The sequence below is a fragment of the Aestuariimicrobium ganziense genome, from assembly GCF_015352975.1.
GTDB classification, from domain to species: Bacteria; Actinomycetota; Actinomycetes; order Propionibacteriales; family Propionibacteriaceae; genus Aestuariimicrobium; species Aestuariimicrobium ganziense.
This window is the reverse complement of record NZ_JACYIZ010000001.1, coordinates 42,565-61,658: the sequence shown is the minus strand read 5'-3', so window position 1 is coordinate 61,658 and position 19,094 is coordinate 42,565. Positions and strand designations below refer to the sequence as shown.

Below are 19,094 nucleotides of genomic sequence, written 5' to 3'. Positions count from 1 at the left end.
TCGGGTGGTGGTGCCTCGTGGCACCACCACCCGATCGGCATCAGGTCAGCTTCCGACCTTCTTGATGTTGAACAGCACCTTGAAGCCAGGACCCTTCCAGGTCGGCGGGCAGTAGGCGTTGTCCTCAGTCGGGAAGTTCGTCCAGGTGCCCTGGTTGAACTCGTAGAACTGGCTCGGACGGTACATGGCCGACACGCACGGGATCTCCTTGCGATAGAGCTCGTCGAGCTGCTGGTAAATCTCCTTCAGCTTGGCCTCATCGGTCTCGGCGGCAGCCTGCTCGAGCAGACCCTTGACCGTGTCGTCCTTGAAGCGACCGTAGTTCCAGAAGGCACGGGTGCCGATCGGTGCGCTCTCGCTGAGCACGTCGCGGAACCGGGTCCAAGGGCTGGCCGGTCCGACCGATGCGTAGGAGTAGTGCGCCAGGTCGAAGTTGCCGTTCTGCATGGCGTCGATCATGGTCGCGGCCTGCGGGAAGTTGGTCGACACGTCGATGCCGACCTCCTGGAGGCTCTTGGCGATGATCTCGCACGAGGTGTTCCAGTCGGTCCAACCGGTCGGGGTGATCAGCTTCCACGGGCCCAGACGGGTGCCGTCCTCGAGCACGTAGATGCCATCGGAGCCCTTCTTGGCCTTCGCCTCGTTCTCGAGGATCTCGATGGCCTTGGCCTTGTCGTACTTCCAGCCGGTGGCATCCACCTTGGCCTGGTCGTAGAACTTCTCCTCCGAGCCCTGGGGCAGGATCTGCGAGGCCTGCATCTCACCGGAGTACTCCGACATGGCCTTGGCCGCGATGTCGGGGTAGTTGACGGCGTAGGCGATGGCCTTGCGCACGGCGACGTTGTCGAGGCCCTTCTTGGTCACGTTGAAGATCAGCGAGGGCATCGAGCCGGGCAGGTAGTACGGCTTGTCCTTGAGGAACGTGGCGACCGGCTTGCCCTTCTCCCACATCTTCCAGATCTGGGCGGTGAACTGCTGGCTGCCGTCGAGCTCACCGGACTCGAGCTTGAGGTCGCCGTCGTTGTTGGCCTTGAAGATCGGGTGCACGACGTGGGTCGGCTTGGCCTCACCGAAGACCGACTTGCCCCAGTAGTTGTCGTTGCGCTTGTAGACGATCTGGGTGGCGTCGTACTTGTCGAGCATGTAGGGGCCAGAACCCAGCGGGCTCATGTTGGCGTCCTTGGTCAGGTCGGCCGGCGACAGCTTGCCGTAGTACGACTTGGGCAGGATGCCCACCCAGCACAGGAAGTCGCGGACCAGCAGCGGGTTGTACGGAGTCTCCTTGAGCTTCACCACGACCGTGCGGTCATTGGCGGTGATCGAATCCATGTAGGTCCAGATCGACGCGTAGCCGACGTTGGCCTCCTTGGCCAGCTCGAAGGTGAACACCACGTCCTCGGCCGTCAGGTCCGAGCCGTCGCTCCACTTGGTGCCGTCCTGCAGGGGCAGCTCCCAGGTGGTCTTGTCGACCTCCTTGAGCTCCTTGGCCAGGCGTCCCTCGATCTTGCCGTCGAGCTGGTTGAACATGATCAACTGCTCGTACATGATGTCCATGCCGTTGGCGGCTGCGCCGAAGGCCGGGCTGGCGTTCAGCGGGCTGAAGCTCACCGGCGCGCCCCACTGCATGCCGCCAATGAAGAACTGGTCGCCGGCAGCGCCGCTACGGATGGGCTTGGCGCCGTTGCCAGCGGAACCCCCACCGGTGGTGTTGCCGCCGCCGGGCGTGTTGGTGGCGCTGCCACAGGCCGACAGGGCCATGCCTGCCGTGGCGGCAGCCGCCAGTCCGAAGAATCCACGACGCGTGGGCGTCCAGGATGCGTTGCTCATAATGCTCCTTTGCATTCGGACCCTGCTGTCCGTTCAGGGTTCCAGGTGGGCGAAGGCTTGACGCTCTCGTGCACCCCGCACTCCCTCGTGCCGCCACCGCTCTAGCTTCACTGAATCACCGTTCAGTGTGCCCCGTCAAGGACTTGCCGAACCGTTGCCAGATCGTGACCTTTATGTGACATTCCCCCCAGTCGGCTTGAAATCGATTGACCTTGGTCGGGTTATCGATACACCAAATCTGGGGTGGATGTGGACAACCGCCGCGACCCTGGGTTCGGGGTGCGGGGGGTTGGCCATGTCAGGGGTGGTGGATCGTCAGTTCTCGGACGACGGGGTGGTCTTCGAGATGACGACGAGGAACTCGTTGTTGGTCTGGGTCTTGCGCAGCCGACTGAGCAGCATCTCCAGGGCCTGCTGGTCCTCCAGCCCCGACAGCACGCGGCGCAGCTTCCACATGATCGCCAGCTCCTCGCGTCCGAGCAGCAGCTCCTCGCGACGCGTGCCCGAGGCGTCCACGTCGATGGCCGGGAAGATCCTCTTGTCGGCCAGCTGGCGCTGCAGGCGCAGTTCCATGTTGCCGGTGCCCTTGAACTCCTCGAAGATCACCTCGTCCATCTTCGAACCGGTCTCGATCAGCGCGGTCGCCAGGATGGTCAGCGACCCGCCGTTCTCGATGTTGCGGGCGGCACCGAAGAACTTCTTGGGCGGGTAGAGCGCAGCGGAGTCCACGCCACCGGACAGGATCCGGCCCGAGGCCGGGGCGGCCAGGTTGTAGGCACGCCCCAGGCGGGTGATGCCGTCGAGCAGGATGACCACATCGTGGCCGAGTTCGACCAGGCGCTTGGCCCGCTCGATCGCCAGTTCCGAGATCACGGTGTGGTCCTCGGCGGGACGGTCGAAGGTCGAGGCGATCACCTCGCCCGAGACGGTGCGCTGGAAGTCGGTGACCTCCTCGGGACGCTCGTCGACCAGCACCACCATCAGGTGAACCTCGGGGTTGTTGGTGGTGATCGCGTTGGCGATGTTCTGCATGATCATCGTCTTGCCGGCCTTGGGCGGCGAGACGATCAGGCCACGCTGGCCCTTGCCGATCGGCGAGACCAGGTCGATGATCCGGCCGGTCATGTTGACCGCGCTGGTCTCCAGACGCAGCCGCTCCTGCGGGTACAGCGGTGTGAGCTTGTTGAACTCCGGCCGCTGGCGCATGTTCTCGGGGTCGGTGCCGTTGACGGTGTCAACCCTGACCAACGGGGCGAACCGCTCACGACGCTCGCCGTCTCGCGGCTGGCGCATCGCACCGGTCACCACGTCGCCCTTGCGCAGGTGGTGCTTGCGCACCTGGGCCAGGGAGAGGTAGGCGTCATTGGGCCCGGGCAGGTAGCCCGAGGTGCGCACGGTGGCGTAGTTGTCGAGCACGTCGACGATGCCGCCGACGTCGACCAGCACGTCGTCCTCGGAGACGGTGGGCTCGGCCTCGAGGTTGCCCACACCAGAACTGCCACCCCGGCGACGGTTCTGCCGGTCGCGCTGGCGGCGACGGCGGTTGCGACGGCCACCGGACTCGTCGTCGTCGCGGTACGACCCGCCGCCGGAGTTCTGGTTGCGCTCGTTCTGGTTGCGGTCGTTCTGGTTCTGGCGATCGCCCTGGCGGTCGTTCTGGTTCTGCCGGGCACCCTGGCGGTCGCCCGGGTTGCGCTCAGTGCGCTGCTGGCGCTCGCCACGCTGGCCGCCGGACTCGCCGCCATCAGCTCGGAACTGGGCGGAGTCGTCGGTGCCGCCCTGCTCGGGCGCAGCCTCGTCCGACCCCTCGCCCTGACGGCCGCGGCGACGCCGGGTGCGTCCGGTCTCGTTGCTCAGCTGGGCCAGACGGGCGCCGACCTCGTCGCTGGTGCTCGCCGGACCGCTCTCGCCGGACGAGGCATCGCTGCGCTCGCGGGTCACCACGGGTGCAGCCTCGGCCGATTCGTCGACCGGACGTGCGCCGCGCTCACGCCGGGCACGAACCGGGCGGGTCTGGCCCTGCTCGCTCGAGCCGGCCTGCTGCTCACGGCGCCCGCCCTGGGCCGACGAGATCGCGGCGACCAGGTCGGCCTTGCGCATGCCGCGGGCACCGGGAATGCCGAGGCCGGCAGCGATGGTCTTGAGCTCGGGGAGCAGCTTGGCGCTCAGCGGAGCGCCGGTGGATTCGGTCACAGATTTCCCTTCGGAGTCCGGGCGTTCGTGCTCGGATGCACGCGGCCACTGGGGGTGTGCCTGCGGTTGGAGAGTGACGCGGAACCGCTCGTGATCAGCGGCGAACTCGACGGTGACACCTCACATGGTGGGCACCGGATCGTCCAGCACGTCGAGCCAAGATTAGCAGCCGCGGGCTCGAGCGCACCACTGCGCGCCCGGCGAAGTGGCTCAGCCGTGGTCGATCTCGAGCTCGAGCCCATGACCCAGCGGCAGGGTGTGGGCGACGAAGCCGGTCGCCTCGACCCGGTCCGACACTGCCAACTGCTCCGGTGTGCCCAGGGCCAGCACCGTCGGACCGGCGCCGGAGATGACCGCGGCCACCCCGGCGTGTCGCAGCCGGCGCAGCAGGTCATGGCTGGTCGGCATCAAGGGACCCCGCAGGTCCTGATGCAGCCAGTCCATCGTGGCCCGCCACAGCAGCTCTGGCTGACGGGCGAGTGCGTGGACGAGCAGCGCCGCCGTGCTGGCCTGGGCGATCACCTCTGGACGAGGCAGCGCCGAAGGCAGCACCGCGCGGGCGGTCACCGTGGGCAGTTCCACCGAGGGCACCCAGACCCGGGCACGCACGTCGGGGTGCACCTCGAGCGCCGCGGCGCCGACGTCGTCGGGGTCGAGCCAGGCCACCACCGCGCCACCGAACACCACGGCCCCGGCGTTGTCGGGGTGGCCCTCGGCGAGGCTGCCGAGTTCGAAGACCCGCTGCCGGTCGATCGGCTCATCCGGGTGGGTCAGCCCCCAGGCCAGACCGAGGCCGGCACCGATGGCGGCCGCGGACGAGCCCAGACCCCTCGCGTGCGGGATGGTCGAACGGGCGCTCAGTCGCAGCGCCATGTCGGGATCAGGATGACCGAAGGCACGCAGGCCGTCGCGCAGGCTGCGCAGCACCAGGTGGGTCTCGTCACGCGGCACGTCAGCAGCACCCTCACCGCTGAGGTCGAACTCGAGTCGGTCGGACGGGGTGACCTCGATCTCGTCGTACCAGGCCACGGCCAGACCCATGGAGTCGAAACCCGGCCCCAGGTTGGCCGAGGTCGCCGGCACCCGCACGCGGACCCTCATCAGGCACCCAGCCCGACGACCCGGAGCACACGGATGGCACCGCATACGAAGTCGCTGGCCGCCAGGTCTCGCACGCAGGACTGCAGGTCGGCCTCGCGCGCCTCGTGGGTCAGCATGCCCAACGTCGCGGACAGCCCGTCGTCGCGTGCCACCGCCTCGGCCGTTGACTGCTGCACCGTCTGCACACTCACCCGGTGCTCGGCGAAGATCTGAGCCGCTCCGGCGAGCACGCCCGGCTCGTCGCGCACCTCGAAGCGCAGGAAGTAGCGCGACATCGCCTCACCGATCGGGGCGACCTTGCGCGCGCAGTAGGTGCTGGTCGCCGGCCCGGCGACGCCCCTCACCCGGTTGCGGGCCACGGTGACCAGGTCGCCCATCACGGCGCTCGCGGTGGGCGCTCCCCCGGCCCCCGGCCCGAGGAACATCAGCGACCCGGCCTCACGTGAGTGGATGAAGATCGCGTTGTTGGCCCCCTTCACCGAGGCCAGCGGATGGTCGTTGGGCACCATCGCCGGGTGCACCCGCACGCTGACGGTGTCGTCATCGGTCAACTCGGCGATCGCCAGCAGCTTCACCTGGAAGCCCATGGCCAGCGCGGCTGCCACGTCGGAGGAGTCCAGGTCGGCGATGCCCTCGTGGTACACCTCGTCCCCTCGGATGCGGGTGTGAAAGGCCAGCGAGGCCAGGATCGAGGCCTTCGCGGCCGCATCCAGACCTTCGATGTCAGCGGTCGGGTCAGCCTCGGCGAAGCCCAGCGACTGGGCCTCGGCGAGCGCATCGGCGAAGCTGGCGCCGGTGCTGCACATCTGGTCGAGGATGTAGTTGGTGGTGCCGTTGACGATCCCCATCACCTCAGTGATGGCGTCGCCGACCAGCGACTCGCGCAGCGGTCTGATGATCGGGATCGCCCCGGCCACCGCCGCCTCGAAGTACAGGTCGACGCCGCGCCGTTCGGCGGCGTCGAACAGTTCCTGCCCGTGGGCGGCCAGCAGGGCCTTGTTGGCGGTGACGATGCTGGCGCCGTGCTCGATCGCGGTGAGCAGCAACTCACGACACGGATCGACACCACCGATCACCTCGATCACCACGTCGAGGTCACCACGGCTGACCAGCCCGGGGGCATCGGTGGTGAACAACGCACGCTCGAGGCCGGCCCGGTCGCGGTCGGCGTTGGCCACCGCAATGCCGACCAACTCGATTGGGCAGCCGATCCTGGCCGCCAGGTCGTCGGCCTGGTCGAGGATCAGTCGGGCCACCTGTGCACCGACCACGCCGCAGCCCAGCAGGGCGACCTTGAGCGGGCCCTCGATCGAGGGCGCCACGGGCTTGGGTGGGGGGTTCACTTCTGGTCCTCCAGCGTGGGTGTGTCAGTCGTGCGTGGACGAGTCGGTCGCGCTCAGCCGACGTCAAGGCCGAGCAGGTCCTCCAAGGTCTCGCGTCGCAGCAGGGTCGTCAACTCGCCGTCACGCACCGCGACCACCGGCGGCTTGGTGGCGTGGTTGTAGTTGGAGGCCATCGAGCGCGAGTAGGCCCCGGACGCGGGAACGCCCAGGATGTCGCCGGGCCGGATGTCGCCGGGCAGGAAGACGTCGCGCACCAGGATGTCGCCGGACTCGCAGTGCTTGCCCACCACCCGGCACAGCACAGGCTCGGCCTGCGAGCTGCGCGAGACCAGGGCGGCGGAGTACTCGGCGGCGTACAGGGCGGGTCGGATGTTGTCGCTCATGCCCCCGTCGACCGAGACGTAGACCCGCTGCGCCCCGCCGTCGAGGTCGACGACCTTGACCGTGCCGACGGTGTAGAGCGCGGTGCCCGAGGGTCCGACGACCGCTCGTCCGGGCTCGATCGACATGGTGGGCACGGCCATCTGGTGGCCGCGGGCCTCGTGCTCGACGATCTCGCGCAGGTCAGTGGCCAACTGGTCGGGGGTGGCCGGGGAGTCCTGCGAGGTGTAACGGATGCCGAAACCGCCGCCCAGGTCGAGTTCGGGCAGGTGCTGGCCGGTCGCGGAGTGGAACTGCGCCATCAGCTTCATCGTCCGGCGCGCCGCGACCTCGAAGCCGTGGGTGGCGAAGATCTGTGACCCGATGTGGGAGTGGATGCCCAGCAGGTCGAGGCTGGGGCTGACGTGGCAGCGCACCATCGCGACCAGGGCCTGGCCGTTGGCGATCGAGAAGCCGAACTTCTGGTCCTCGTGGGCGGTGGCGATGTACTCGTGGGTGTGCGCCTCGACACCGGCGGTCACCCGCACCATCACCTGGGCGCGGCAGCCGTGCTGCTGACACAGCTGCTCGAGCCGGTCGATCTCGTCGAGGGAGTCGACGATGATGCGACCCACCCCTGAGGTGATCGCCAGTTCGAGTTCGTCGACCGACTTGTTGTTGCCGTGCAGACCGAGCACCGCTGGGTCGACACCAGCGCTGAGCACGGTGGCCAGCTCTCCCCCGCTGGCGACGTCGATGCCGAGACCTTCCTGGAAGGCCCAGCGGGCCACACCGCGGCACAGGAAGGCCTTGGCGGCGTAGAACACCCTCCAGCCCTCGAACGCGGTGGCGAAGGCCTGGGCCCGGCTGCGGAAGTCCTCCTCGTCCATCACGTAGACCGGGGTCTGGGTGGTCTCGACGATCTCGGTGACCCCGAGCCCGCCGATGGTCAGCTCCCCTGACTCCGAGCGCTTGCTGGTGTGGCTCCACAGGGCAGGGTCGACGGCGTTGACATCCTGGGGGCGCTGCAGCCACTGCGGGCCCGGCGCGGCGACGTTGGCATGGATGTCGCCGGCCATGTGGGTGTGGGTCATGGCCGCAAGCCTGCCAGAAACGCCCCACTGGGCCCGACCACGACCACGGCCCGAGCGCCTCACATGCTCAGCTGGTGGCCCTGACCTCGATCCGATCGGCACCGCGCAGGACGAAGCCGAGCGGTTCGTCCACTGGTTGGCCGTCGGCGGCGACCTTGAGCCCACCGCAGGCACTGCCCAGGCAACCAGCCTCGAAGCGCACGCCCCAGAGCTGGAAGAACTGGCCCAGGGTGACCTCGCGGTTGCCGCGGCCCTCGAGCCAGACCTGCCCGGTCTCGTCGTGGGTGTGCACCGGGGCCTGCACCGCACGCACCCGGTCGACCCCGATGTGGGGGGGAAGTGTCACCGCGGCCCCGTCGACGGTGACGGTGAACTCGACGATGTGCGGGTCGGCGGTGTCAGTGAGCGGCAGTTCGGGCAGGCCGGCGGCCTTGATGTTGCTGATGGCATCGCGCGGTGCCGGCCACGGCGGTGGCGTGGTGGCGGTCGAGGCGGGCTCAGGCTCTTCGGGGGCGACGCACCCACCGGCGCCGAGCAGCAGGGTCGTCAACCCGGCCAGCCCCGACAGGACGACGCGCCGCGACGGGGCCGCCGATGACGGCACAGGCTCTGGGCTCACCGGGCCAGTCTAGGGACGCGACCGCGGGTCTCGTCCTGCTAGTCTTGTCGCGGCCCAGACGGGTGGGGGTCGCCCAGGCGACCACCGGCCCCCGTAGCTCAGGGGATAGAGCACCGCCCTCCGGAGGCGGGAGCGCAGGTTCGAATCCTGCCGGGGGCGCCACCGCGGCTGCGACGCGCAGCTGCTGATGCCACCGGATCCTCGATTGGGGGCAGTCGCATGGACGTCAACACGCGAGCCGCCCCCCCCCAGGGCCGGCCAGTCCGCCCACCGGGCGGTCCGTGGACGATGGTGGCACTGGGCGCTGTGGCTGCCAGAGCACCGGCTGCACGACGGTCGCTTCATGGTCAGGGCGTGGCTGGTCGCCCGTGCCGCTGTCTTCGCCGTCTGGCTGCTGCTCGCCCCGTCGACCCAGGGCGATGTCGTCTACTACTTCCGCAAGATCCATGCGATGTCGGTGGTGGGACCCGAACAGACCCTGATCGAGTACCCCACCCCGGTGGTCTGGCTGCTCTCGATCCCCTACTGGCTCGGGCTGCGCACCCAAGTGGGCTACGTGATCGCCTTCGTCGTCATCATGCTGGCGCTGGACGCATTGTTCGCCCGCCTGCTGTGGCGCACGGGGGGTCGCCAGTCAGGCCGGGCCGTGCTGTTCTGGATCGTCTTCCTCGCTCTGATCGGCCCCACCGCCTACCTGCGCTTCGACCTGATCCCCTCGGTGCTGGGTGGGGCCGCCCTGGTCGAACTGGTGCGCCGCCGGCAAGGTCTGGCGGGCATGCTGATCGGTCTGGGCGCAGCGGTGAAGCTCTGGCCGGCCCTGATGTGGCCGGCGCTGCTCGGCGGGCCGCGCAAGGCCCAGGTCAGGGCGACGGTCGGAGTCTTCGGCTTTGGCGGGCTGCTGGCACTGGCCTCGCTGGTGTGGGCTGGCTGGGACCGGCTGCTGTCACCTCTGGACTGGCAGTCGGGCCGCCACCTGCAGGTCGAGTCGATCTGGGCCAGCGTGCCGATGCTCGTGCGACTGTTCCGGCCGCTGGACTACTGGGTCGGCATCTCGCACTACCAGGCCTTCGAGATCTGGGGCCCGGGCGTCAGCTTCATGCTGACGCTCGCGTCGTTGTCGGCGATCGTGGGCTACCTGATCGCCATCGTCGCCTACGTCATGTGGCTTCGTCGTCCACGTCGCCGCTTGGTCGAGGCCGCCGTGCTGATGCTGATGGTGGTGCTGGTCATGATCGTCACGAACAAGGCGTTCTCTCCTCAGTACATGATCTGGCTCGGTGGACCGCTGGCGGCGGGGTTCGCGATCCTCGGCGTGCCGGACGACCGCACGTCGGCGCCGGAACTCGCCCGCGACGAGCGTCGGCTGGTGCGCTGCGCGACCGCGCTGATGGCGCTCACTCTGATGACCCAGGTGGTCTACCCGATTGGGTACGCCCCGCTGGTCAAGGGCAGCCTCGGTGTCACCGTGGTCACCCTGGTGCTGGTGGTGCGCAACATCGGTGTGGTCGCCCTGCTGGTCTGGGTGCTGCGCTGGATCTGGGGCTTCCTGCGTCGACCGGTTGAGCAGTGATGCGGGCGCTGTGGCGCTCGCCGTGGCCGTGGTTGCTGCTGTGGTTGGCCTCTCGGGTGTGGACGTGGCAGGACTGGAGTGAGCACTGGACCCACATCGCCAACGACGTGCGCTACTACTTTGGCAACCTGAGCAACCCGGCCCTGGGTGACCAACGCCTGGTCGAGTACCCGGTACCGGTGGTCTGGTTCCTCGACATCCTGCGCATCCTCGGACCCGACCAGCACAGCTACCTGGTGGTGTTCGCCCTCGCCATGGCACTGCTCGACCTCGGCCTGACCTACGCACTGTGGCGCACCGGTCGGATGGAGGCGGTGGCCTTCTGGATCGCCTTCGTGCACTGCTACGGGTCGCTGGTGTGGTTCCGCTACGACATGGTGCCGGCCATGGCAGTGGCGCTGGCTGCACTGTGGGTCACCCGCCACCCTCGGCGAGCCGGCGCGATGGTCGCGCTGGGTGCCTCGCTCAAGCTGTGGCCCGCTCTGTTGATCCTGCCCCTGGTCGGACGACACCGCCCCGGCATGGCCCGGCTGCAGGCCTTCGGGGTGGTCGGCTTCACCATGGCGCTGCTGGCCTTCGCCGGCGGAGGCTTCCGGCGGTTGCTGTCACCGCTGACCTGGCAGGACGATCGTGGGCTGCAGATCGAGGCCATCCCCGCCACCTGGCTGATGTGGCAGCACGGGCAACCCGAGCACTTCGCCTGGTTCGTCCGCTTCTCGCAGTACAACGCCTTCGAGATCTACGGACCGGGCACCGAGACCTGGCTGGCCATCGCCTCAGCGCTGATGGCACTCAGCGTGGCCATCGCCGTGGCCATGGGGGTCGTGGTGTGGCGGCGTGGAGCCCTGCCCGCCGACGTGCTGACGCTCTGCATGGTCGCTGTCGTGGCAGGCATGCTCGTGGCCAACAAGACCTTCTCGCCGCAGTACCTGATCTGGCTGGGCGCCCCGCTGGCGGTGCTGCTGGTCGAGTCGCACCGCAGGATGCAGTGGCAGGCTGCGGTGCTCGGGGTCGTCGGACTGGTGGTCGCCGCCCTGACCCGACAGGTCTACCCGGTGCGCTACGGGGGCCTGATCAGCAATCCCGGTGACACCGACGACACCGTCGTGCTGGTGGTGCGCAACCTGCTGCTGGTCGGGCTGTGGCTGCTCAGCACCACCTGGGCCTGGTACCACCTGCTGCGTCGTCCGCGGGCTCGTCGTCCGATCGCCCACAAGCACTGGGACGAGGCCGAGGTGGTGGCCCACACCACTCACTGATCGGTCCGGCAGGGGTGATGGGCCCGCGTGGATGGACCAGCGGCTGGAAAGCTTCGATAGCATCACTCGTGGCGGGCAGTGCTGCCCGAGAGGACCGATGCGGAAGAAGGCGATGGTGGCATCCTCCACCGGACAGACGACCAGTGACCCGAGCAACTTCGGAGCCAACGACTGGCTGATCGACGAGATGCGAGAGCAGTACCGCGACGACCCGGATTCGGTCGATCCCAGTTGGGCCGAGTTCTTCGCCCGCGAGGACGGTGCCCAGGCCTCCGACCCCGCCGCGAGCAAGGCCGAGGAACCCCAGAAGGCGGCCCAGAAGGAGTCGGCTCAGCAGTCCGCGGCCCAGCCGCAGGCTCCCCAGGCCGGACCCAAGCCGCAGCCCGCCCCCGCCGCGAAGACCGAGACACCCAAGGCAGAGGCACCCAAGGCCGATCAGGCGAAGCCTGCCCAGACGGCCCCCCAGCCGGCCAGGGTCGCTCGTCCGGCACCGGCCAACCGCCCCGACCTGCCCAACATCCCGGGCGCCTCCGGCGGCCTGTCGGCCGATGCCCCCACACCCACGGTCCGCAAGCCGGTCGAGGCCTCCGCACCGGTCACCACCCCGCTCAAGGGCGCCCCGATGCGCACGGCGCGCAACATGGACGCCTCGCTGTCGATGCCGGTGGCGACCTCGGTGCGTTCGGTGCCGATGAAGCTGGTGATCGACCAGCGAATGATGATCAACAACTTCCTGCGGCGCTCCACCGGCGGCAAGGTGAGCTTCACCCACATCCTCGGTTTCGCGATGGTGCAGGCGATCCGCGCCGTGCCGGCGATGAACAACGCCTACGCCGAGGTCGACGGCAAGCCCAACCTGGTCACCAACCCCTCGATCAACCTCGGCCTGGCCATCGACGTCTCCAAGCCCGACGGCACCCGCCAGTTGCTGGTGCCCAACATCAAGGGCTGCGAAGACCTCGACTTCGCCCAGTTCTGGGCCGCCTACGAAGACCTTGTCCGTCGTGCCCGCAACAACACGCTCACCGTCGACGACTACGCCGGCACCACCGCCTCGTTGACCAACCCCGGTGGCATCGGGACGAACCACTCCGTGCCCCGGTTGATGAACGGACAGGGCACGATCCTGGGTGTCGGCTCGATCGACTACCCGCCGGAGTTCCAGGGCAATTCGCAGTCGCGGCTCAACGAACTCGGCGTCGGCAAGCTGATCACGCTGACCTCGACCTATGACCACCGCGTCATCCAGGGCGCGCAGAGTGGCGAGTTCCTCAAGAAGATCCACGAGCTGCTGCTGGGCGCCGACGGCTTCTACGACGCCATCTTCACCAGCCTGCGCATCCCCTACCCGCCGATCCGCTGGGCCAACGACATCTCGGCGCACCGCACCAACCAGGTCGCCAAGGTGGCCCGCGTGGTCGAGTTGATCCAGAGCTACCGCAACTTCGGCCACCTGGCCGCCGACATCGACCCGCTCGAGTACCGGGTGCGCACCCACCCCGACCTCGACATGGAGACCCACGGCCTCACCCTGTGGGACCTCGACCGCGAGTTCGCGGTCGGCCGGTTCGGGGGCAACCGCCGCGCCCACCTGACGCTGCGTGAGATCACCCAGATCCTGCGTGACTCCTACTGCCACACCATGGGCATCGAGTACATGCACATCTCCGACCCCGAGCAGCGCAACTGGTTCCAGGAGCGGGTCGAGAAGCCGCACGAGCCGCTCAGCCACGAGGAGCACCTGCGCATCCTCGACAAGCTGAACGAGTCCGAGATCTTCGAGACCTTCCTGCAGACCAAGTTCGTCGGGCAGAAGCGGTTCTCGCTCGAGGGTGGCGAGTCGGCGATCGTGGTGCTCGACGAGATCTGCGAGCAGGCCGCCAACGCCGGCCTAGACGAGGTCTGCATCGGCATGCCGCACCGTGGCCGCCTCAACGTGCTGGCCAACATCGTCGGCAAGAGCTATGGCCAGATCTTCCAGGAGTTCGAGGGCAACATCGACCCCCGCGCCACCCAGGGCACCGGTGACGTCAAGTACCACCTGGGCGCCGAGGGCCAGTTCACCGCACTGTCGGGTGCGAGGGTCAAGGCCTCGGTCGCGGCCAACCCCTCACACCTCGAGGCGGTCAACCCGGTCGTGGCCGGCATCGCCCGCGCCAAGCTCGACCAGATCGGGTCGACCGAGGGCTGGCCGGTGCTGCCGATCCTGATGCACGGCGACGCCTCATTCTCGGGCCAGGGCGTGGTCTACGAGACCCTGCAGATGAGCCAGTTGCGCGGCTACAAGACCGGCGGGACGATCCACCTGGTGGTCAACAACCAGGTCGGTTTCACGACCTCACCGCTCGACTCGCGCACCTCGATCTACTCCACCGACGTCGCCAAGACGGTTCAGGCGCCGATCTTCCACGTCAACGGCGACGACCCCGACGCCTGCGTGCAGGCCGCGCGGTTGGCCTACCAGTTCCGCGAGCGGTTCGCCAAGGACGTCGTGATCGACCTGGTCTGCTACCGACGTCGCGGCCACAACGAGGGCGACGACCCGAGCTTCACCCAGCCCCGGATGTACGACCTGATCGAGCAGAAGCGTTCGACCCGCAGGATCTACACCGAGTCGCTGATCGGCCGAGGCGACATCTCGCTCGAGGACGCCGAACAGGTGATGAACCGGTTCCGCGACCGGCTCGAGAACGTGTTCCGCGAGGTGCGCGAGGCCACCCCTGAGGAGGAGTACCACAAGGTGCCCTTCTACCCGAAGAAGCCCGAGGGTTTCACCGGTACCGCGATCAGCCCCGAGATGATGGCCAAGGTCGCCGAAGTGCACACCAACTTCCCCGAGGGCTTCCACGTGCACCCCAAGGTGCTGCCCCAGTTGGAGCGCCGGGCCAAGAGCATCATGGAGGGCCCGATCGACTGGGCCACCGGCGAGCTGCTGGCCTTCGGGTCGTTGTTGATGGAGGGTCGTCCGGTGCGGATCAGCGGGCAGGACGCCCGCCGTGGCACCTTCAGCCAGCGCTTCGCCGCGCTGGTCGACCGCACCACGAACGAGACGTGGGTGCCGCTGAAGCACCTGACCGACGACCAGGCCCGCTTCGACGTCTACGACTCGCTGCTCAGCGAGTACGCGGCGATGGGCTTCGAGTACGGCTACTCGGTGGCCGCTCCCGACGCGTTGGTGCTGTGGGAGGCCCAGTTCGGTGACTTCGCCAACGGCGCCCAGACCATCACCGACGAGTTCATCAGCTCGGGCAACGCCAAGTGGACCCAGAAGTCCGGTGTCGTGCTGCTGCTGCCCCACGGTTACGAGGGGCAGGGCCCTGACCACTCCAGCGCCCGGATCGAGCGCTGGCTGCAGCTGTGCAGCGAGAACGCCCTGGCGGTCTGCCAGCCCTCGACCCCGGCCAGCCACTTCCACCTGCTGCGCCAGCACGCCTACGTGAACTGGCACCGCCCGGTGGTGATCGCCACGCCGAAGTCGATGCTGCGCAGCAAGATGGCCGCGTCGCGTCCCGAGGAGTTCACCACCGGCAAGTGGGAGCCCGCACTGGACGATCCGACCATCACCGATCCCAGCAAGGTGAAGGCCATCCTGCTCTGCTCGGGCAAGGTGCGCTGGGAACTGGTCGCCGACCGAGCCAAGCGCGGACTCGACGGCCAGGTCGCGATCGTGGCGCTGGAGCGGCTCTACCCGCTGGCCGACAAGGAACTGGACGCCATCCTGGCCCGTTACGACCACGTCAGCGACATCCGCTTCGTCCAGGACGAGCCCGAGAACCAGGGTGCCTGGGAGTTCCTGCTGCTGCACCTGCCCTCGGCGGTCAAGGCCATCAACGGCCGCGAGTTCTCGATGGTGCCGGTGACCCGGCCGCCGTCGTCGGCCCCGTCGGTGGGTTCGGCCAAGCTGCACCTGGCCCAGGCGGCCCAGCTGATGGAGCGTGCCTTCGAGGGACTGGGCGGCTGAGGTGTACTTCACCGATCGCGGGTTGGAGGAACTCGAGCGTCGCCGCGGCGAGGAGGAGGTCAGCTTCAGCTGGCTCTCCGAGCAGTTGCGCACGTTCGTCGACCTCAACCCTGAGTACGAGGATCCGATTGAACGCCTGGCCACGTGGCTGGCCCGGCTCGACGACGAGGACGACGAGTGAACCCGTTGCAGCCTGCCATCGACCGCTACACCGAACTGGTCGGTGACTCCCCCACCGGTGTCTGGGCTGGGCCCGGCAGGGTCAACCTGATCGGCGAGCACACCGACTACAACGACGGTTTCGTCATGCCGTTCGCCCTGCAGCATGCCGCGCTGGTCGCGGCCGGGGTCCGCGACGACGACCAGGTCGTGGTCGACTCACTCGACCTGTCCGAGACCCACACCGTGGCCCTGGACGACCTGACTCCCTTCGACGCCCCCGATGCACCTGAGCGTCGCTGGTCTGACTACCTGCTGGGCTGCGTCTGGGCCCTGCGCGAGGCCGGCCACGCGGTCGGCGGGGTGACCCTGGTGCTCAGCTCCGACGTCCCGGTCGGGGCGGGGCTCTCGAGTTCGGCCGCCATCGAGTGCGCCGTGGTCGGAGCCCTGTGCGACCTGTTCGACCTCGACATCTCACCGATGGATCGGGCCAAGCTGGCCCGGGTCGCTGAGAACGCCTACGTGGGTGCTCCCACCGGCCTTCTCGACCAGGCCGCCTCGACGCTGTGCACCTTGGGCCACACCCTGTTCCTGGACTGCCGCAGCCTCGAGACCCGCCAGATCCCGATCGACCTGGCCGCCGCCGGGCTCGAGATCCTGGTGCTCGACACCAAGACCCCTCACAGCCACGTTGACGGCGAGTACGCCGAGCGTCGGGCCACCTGCGAACGGGCGGCCGCCATCCTGGGCGTGCCGGCCCTGCGTGACGTGGACGACCTGGGCTCGGCCCTGCGGGTGCTGGCGGCCGAGGCCGACAACGACCGTCTGGTCAAGCGGGTGCGCCATGTCGTCACCGAGAACGACCGCGTGCTCGAGGCCATCGAGGTGGCAGACTCCGGCGACCTGACCAAGCTCGCTCCCCTGCTCGACGCCTCGCACGCCTCGATGCGCGATGACTTCGAGATCACCGTGCCGACGGTCGACCTGGCCGTCGAGACCGTTCGCGACGCCGGTGCCCTGGGGGCACGGATGACCGGTGGTGGTTTCGGCGGCTGCATCATCGCGCTGTGCCGTGAGGGTGAGGGTGAGGGCATCGGGCAGCGTGTCGCCGCGGCCTTCGCCGAAGCCGGCTTCGGGGCACCGGTCTGGTTCACCGCCACCCCAGCCGAAGGTGCTCGCCGACTTGCCTGAGGCGAGGTCAGCCGCGGCTGTCGACCACGCGGGCGTGGATGCCGGCCACCAGCGTGGCCAGCAGCACCGGGGTCGTCCACCACATCCAGGCCGCGTCGTTGACCGCGGTCGAGCCGACGACGAGCAGGTGCAGGACGGCAGCGGCGATCACCATGCCGGTCAGGGCGAGCGCTCCGCGCAGGGCGAACAGCCCCAACGCGCCCACCAGCAGGCTGTAGAGCACGAGCATCGCCCCGACCCCGACCGAGAACGTCCCGTGGCCCTGGGCCAGCGTGCCGACCGCGACGACAAGCAGCAGCAGTGCGGTGACCAGGGTGAGTGCACCGGCGATCCGCAGGCTGCGGACCGCGGCTGACGCGTTCGGCTCGGCGCCGGCGGGCTGGTCGGTGGCGGGGCTGTGGCTCACCCGCGCCAATCTAGCGAGGTGGCGCCCACACCTCCACCGCCGGACCAGCCCCAGCAGGGTCATCTGGTGGGATGCTCGGCGTATTGCCCTTGAAACCCCTAGCGGTGCGGCTAGGCTGACTGCTGCGTTCCCTGTGGTCGTCCGCGATGCGTCGACGGGCACAGAACCACCCGCGAGAAGGAGTACTGATCCCATGGATTGGCGCCACAAGGCTGCCTGCTTGACCGAGGACCCGGAACTCTTCTTCCCGATCGGGAACACCGGGCCGGCCATTCTGCAGATCGAGCAGGCCAAGATGGTCTGCCGCCGCTGCGACGTGCGCGAACAGTGCTTGGCGTGGGCGCTGGAGGCTGGGCAGGATCACGGTGTGTGGGGTGGACTCAGTGAGGATGAGCGGCGCGCCATGAAGCGTCGTCAGGCCAGGTCGCGCCTACGCAACAGTTGATGCTGCGCAACAGCTGATCCTGCTGCTCGCTCAGTCGGCGATCGGCACCACCACGTGGGCCCTCGAACCCGAGCCATCAGGGTTGTTGCCCAGGTGGAACGAGCCCCCCATGTCGGTGACCAGGGTGCGCACGATCGACAGACCGAGGCTGCGCGGAGGCGGTTCGAAACCCTCCGGCAGTCCCCCACCGTTGTCGAGCACGGTCACCTCGAGGCGTCCCTCCATGCGGGCAGGCACCACCAGCACCGTGCCCGAGGAGCGGTGCAGCCCGTGCTCGATGGCGTTCTGGCACAGTTCGGTGATCACCAGCGACAGCGGGGTGGCCATCTCGGCGCGCACGTTGCCGAAGCTGCCCTGTCGTCGAGCGTCGACCTGGCCCTGGGCCGCCGCCACGTCTCCCACCATCCGTAGGATGCGATCGGCCACGTCGTCGAAGGCCACCACCTCGTCGAAGGCCTGCGACAGGATCTCGTGCACCACCGCGATCGCCTGAACGCGGCTCATCGCGTCCTTGAGCGCGAGCTGGCCCTCCTCGGACTCGATGCGTCGGCTCTGCAGGCGCAACAGCGCGGCCACCGTCTGCAGGTTGTTCTTCACCCGGTGGTGGATCTCGCGGATGGTGGCGTCCTTGGTGATCAGGGCGCGTTCCCTGTGCCGCAGGTCGGTGGTGTCACGACAGAGCACCATCACCCCGGCCGGGCCACTCAAGTCGCGCAGCGGCACCACCCGCAGCACGATCGTCGCCGAGCGGGTCTCGAGGTCGAGTTCTCGCACCTGGCTGCTGGTCAGGTCGGACGAGACGGTCTGCCCCAACTGGGGCTGGTCAGCCACCAGCGAGCGGGTCAGGGCGCGCAGGTCCTCACCCTGCAGGTCGCCCGCCCAGCCCATCCGACGAAAGGCCGAGACCGCGTTGGGGGTCGCGTACGACACGATGCCTGCCAGGCTCGACAGGATCATCCCGTCACCGACCTTGGGGCTGTGCGAGGGGTCCGAGGGCGGACGCACCGGGTAGGTGGCCTGCCAGACCATCGTCGACAGGATGTCGGCGGTCTCGAGATAGGCATCCTCGAGCGCCCCCGGGGCCCTCACCCCCATCCGGTTGGTGTGCCTCTCCACGATGCCGATGACGTGGTCGTCACCGCGCACGATCGGGATCGCCCACACGTCGACCGGGATGCCCGCGCGCAACTGGTTGTCGCTGGTCTCGCAGATCTCCTGCGACAGGTAGGCCGAGGTGACCAGGTGTTCGGGGTCGTAGGCAACCTGCTCGCCGACCACGTCGTCCTCGAGCGCGGTCGGACCGGTGTTCGGCCGGGTCTGGGCGACCGCCCAGAAGATGTTGTCGTCGACGTCGGGCACCCACAGGATCAGGTCCGAGAACGAGGTGTCGGCCAACAGGTGCCACTCGTTGACGAAGGCAGTCAGCCAGTCGACGTCGTCGGCGGCGAGGCTGGTGTGCTCGGCGATCAATTGCGACATCGAAGCCATGCCCGCGAGTGTAGCCAGCCGCACTTTGGCCAGCCCTCGCCGCGTCTGGCAGAATGGACAGCCGTGCCACGAGGCACC

General features: G+C 68.5%; 14 protein-coding genes and 1 tRNA gene. 7 read left to right on the top strand and 8 right to left on the bottom strand.

Going from position 1 to position 19,094, the window contains the following annotated elements; translation table 11 throughout:
* Window positions 1–45: 45 nt before the first annotated feature.
* The 6 genes from IE660_RS00270 to IE660_RS00245 form a co-directional block, all read right to left on the bottom strand.
* Window positions 46–1,827, bottom strand: a complete 1,782-nt coding sequence (locus IE660_RS00270) for an ABC transporter substrate-binding protein (protein ID WP_235996672.1) — start codon at window positions 1,825–1,827, stop codon at window positions 46–48.
* A 315-nt stretch (window positions 1,828–2,142) separates the two neighbouring features.
* Window positions 2,143–4,020 (bottom strand): transcription termination factor Rho, encoded by a 1,878-nt coding sequence (rho, locus tag IE660_RS00265; protein WP_203566334.1) that lies wholly within the window; start codon window positions 4,018–4,020, stop codon window positions 2,143–2,145.
* Between the two features lie 210 nt (window positions 4,021–4,230).
* Window positions 4,231–5,121, bottom strand: a complete 891-nt coding sequence (gene thrB / locus IE660_RS00260) for a homoserine kinase (RefSeq protein ID WP_203566333.1) — start codon at window positions 5,119–5,121, stop codon at window positions 4,231–4,233.
* Window positions 5,121–6,464 (bottom strand): homoserine dehydrogenase, encoded by a 1,344-nt coding sequence (locus tag IE660_RS00255; protein WP_407928972.1) that lies wholly within the window; start codon window positions 6,462–6,464, stop codon window positions 5,121–5,123. The genes thrB and IE660_RS00255 overlap by 1 nt, the downstream gene beginning before the upstream one ends.
* A 53-nt stretch (window positions 6,465–6,517) precedes the next feature.
* Window positions 6,518–7,918 carry a diaminopimelate decarboxylase gene (gene lysA / locus IE660_RS00250; protein ID WP_203566332.1) on the bottom strand — a complete coding sequence of 467 codons (1,401 nt, stop codon included), beginning with the start codon at window positions 7,916–7,918 and terminating at the stop codon, window positions 6,518–6,520.
* Between the two features lie 67 nt (window positions 7,919–7,985).
* Window positions 7,986–8,537 (bottom strand): hypothetical protein, encoded by a 552-nt coding sequence (locus tag IE660_RS00245; RefSeq protein WP_203566331.1) that lies wholly within the window; start codon window positions 8,535–8,537, stop codon window positions 7,986–7,988.
* Window positions 8,538–8,624: 87 nt separating this feature from the next.
* Between IE660_RS00245 and IE660_RS00240 the strand changes: the two genes are divergently transcribed.
* The 6 genes from IE660_RS00240 (at window position 8,625) to galK (ending at window position 16,677) form a co-directional block, all read left to right on the top strand.
* Window positions 8,625–8,699 (top strand) — tRNA-Arg (locus tag IE660_RS00240).
* 181 nt (window positions 8,700–8,880) lie between these two features.
* Window positions 8,881–10,107 carry a glycosyltransferase family 87 protein gene (locus IE660_RS00235; RefSeq protein WP_203566330.1) on the top strand — a complete coding sequence of 409 codons (1,227 nt, stop codon included), beginning with the start codon at window positions 8,881–8,883 and terminating at the stop codon, window positions 10,105–10,107.
* Window positions 10,107–11,366 (top strand): glycosyltransferase family 87 protein, encoded by a 1,260-nt coding sequence (locus IE660_RS00230; protein WP_203566329.1) that lies wholly within the window; start codon window positions 10,107–10,109, stop codon window positions 11,364–11,366. Before IE660_RS00235 ends, IE660_RS00230 begins: the two co-directional genes overlap by 1 nt.
* 112 nt (window positions 11,367–11,478) lie before the next feature.
* Window positions 11,479–15,327: a multifunctional oxoglutarate decarboxylase/oxoglutarate dehydrogenase thiamine pyrophosphate-binding subunit/dihydrolipoyllysine-residue succinyltransferase subunit gene (locus IE660_RS00225; RefSeq protein ID WP_203566328.1), complete on the top strand. Its 3,849-nt coding sequence runs from the start codon at window positions 11,479–11,481 to the stop codon at window positions 15,325–15,327.
* Between the two features lies 1 nt (window position 15,328).
* Entirely contained in the window at window positions 15,329–15,508 is a 180-nt protein-coding gene (locus IE660_RS00220) for a DUF6104 family protein (protein ID WP_203566327.1), read from the top strand.
* Window positions 15,505–16,677 (top strand): galactokinase, encoded by a 1,173-nt coding sequence (gene galK, locus IE660_RS00215; protein ID WP_203566326.1) that lies wholly within the window; start codon window positions 15,505–15,507, stop codon window positions 16,675–16,677. The genes IE660_RS00220 and galK overlap by 4 nt, the downstream gene beginning before the upstream one ends.
* Before the next feature lie 7 nt (window positions 16,678–16,684).
* On the opposite strand, the gene IE660_RS00210 is transcribed toward galK, so the two are convergent.
* Window positions 16,685–17,083, bottom strand: a complete 399-nt coding sequence (locus IE660_RS00210) for a hypothetical protein (protein ID WP_203566325.1) — start codon at window positions 17,081–17,083, stop codon at window positions 16,685–16,687.
* Between the two features lie 193 nt (window positions 17,084–17,276).
* Between IE660_RS00210 and IE660_RS00205 the strand changes: the two genes are divergently transcribed.
* Window positions 17,277–17,528, top strand: a complete 252-nt coding sequence (locus IE660_RS00205) for a WhiB family transcriptional regulator (protein WP_203566324.1) — start codon at window positions 17,277–17,279, stop codon at window positions 17,526–17,528.
* Between the two features lie 30 nt (window positions 17,529–17,558).
* On the opposite strand, the gene IE660_RS00200 is transcribed toward IE660_RS00205, so the two are convergent.
* Window positions 17,559–19,016 carry a sensor histidine kinase gene (locus IE660_RS00200; protein WP_203566323.1) on the bottom strand — a complete coding sequence of 486 codons (1,458 nt, stop codon included), beginning with the start codon at window positions 19,014–19,016 and terminating at the stop codon, window positions 17,559–17,561.
* Between the last annotated feature and the right edge of the window lie 78 nt (window positions 19,017–19,094).

Coding starts and splice junctions, on each gene's coding strand:
- IE660_RS00270 (WP_235996672.1), bottom strand. CDS start 1,827: ATGAGCAACGCATCCTGGACGCCCACGCGTCGTGGATTCTTCGGACTG.
- thrB (WP_203566333.1), bottom strand. CDS start 5,121: ATGAGGGTCCGCGTGCGGGTGCCGGCGACCTCGGCCAACCTGGGGCCG.
- lysA (WP_203566332.1), bottom strand. CDS start 7,918: ATGACCCACACCCACATGGCCGGCGACATCCATGCCAACGTCGCCGCG.
- IE660_RS00235 (WP_203566330.1), top strand. CDS start 8,881: ATGGTCAGGGCGTGGCTGGTCGCCCGTGCCGCTGTCTTCGCCGTCTGG.
- IE660_RS00230 (WP_203566329.1), top strand. CDS start 10,107: ATGCGGGCGCTGTGGCGCTCGCCGTGGCCGTGGTTGCTGCTGTGGTTG.
- IE660_RS00225 (WP_203566328.1), top strand. CDS start 11,479: ATGGTGGCATCCTCCACCGGACAGACGACCAGTGACCCGAGCAACTTC.
- IE660_RS00205 (WP_203566324.1), top strand. CDS start 17,277: ATGGATTGGCGCCACAAGGCTGCCTGCTTGACCGAGGACCCGGAACTC.
- IE660_RS00200 (WP_203566323.1), bottom strand. CDS start 19,016: ATGGCTTCGATGTCGCAATTGATCGCCGAGCACACCAGCCTCGCCGCC.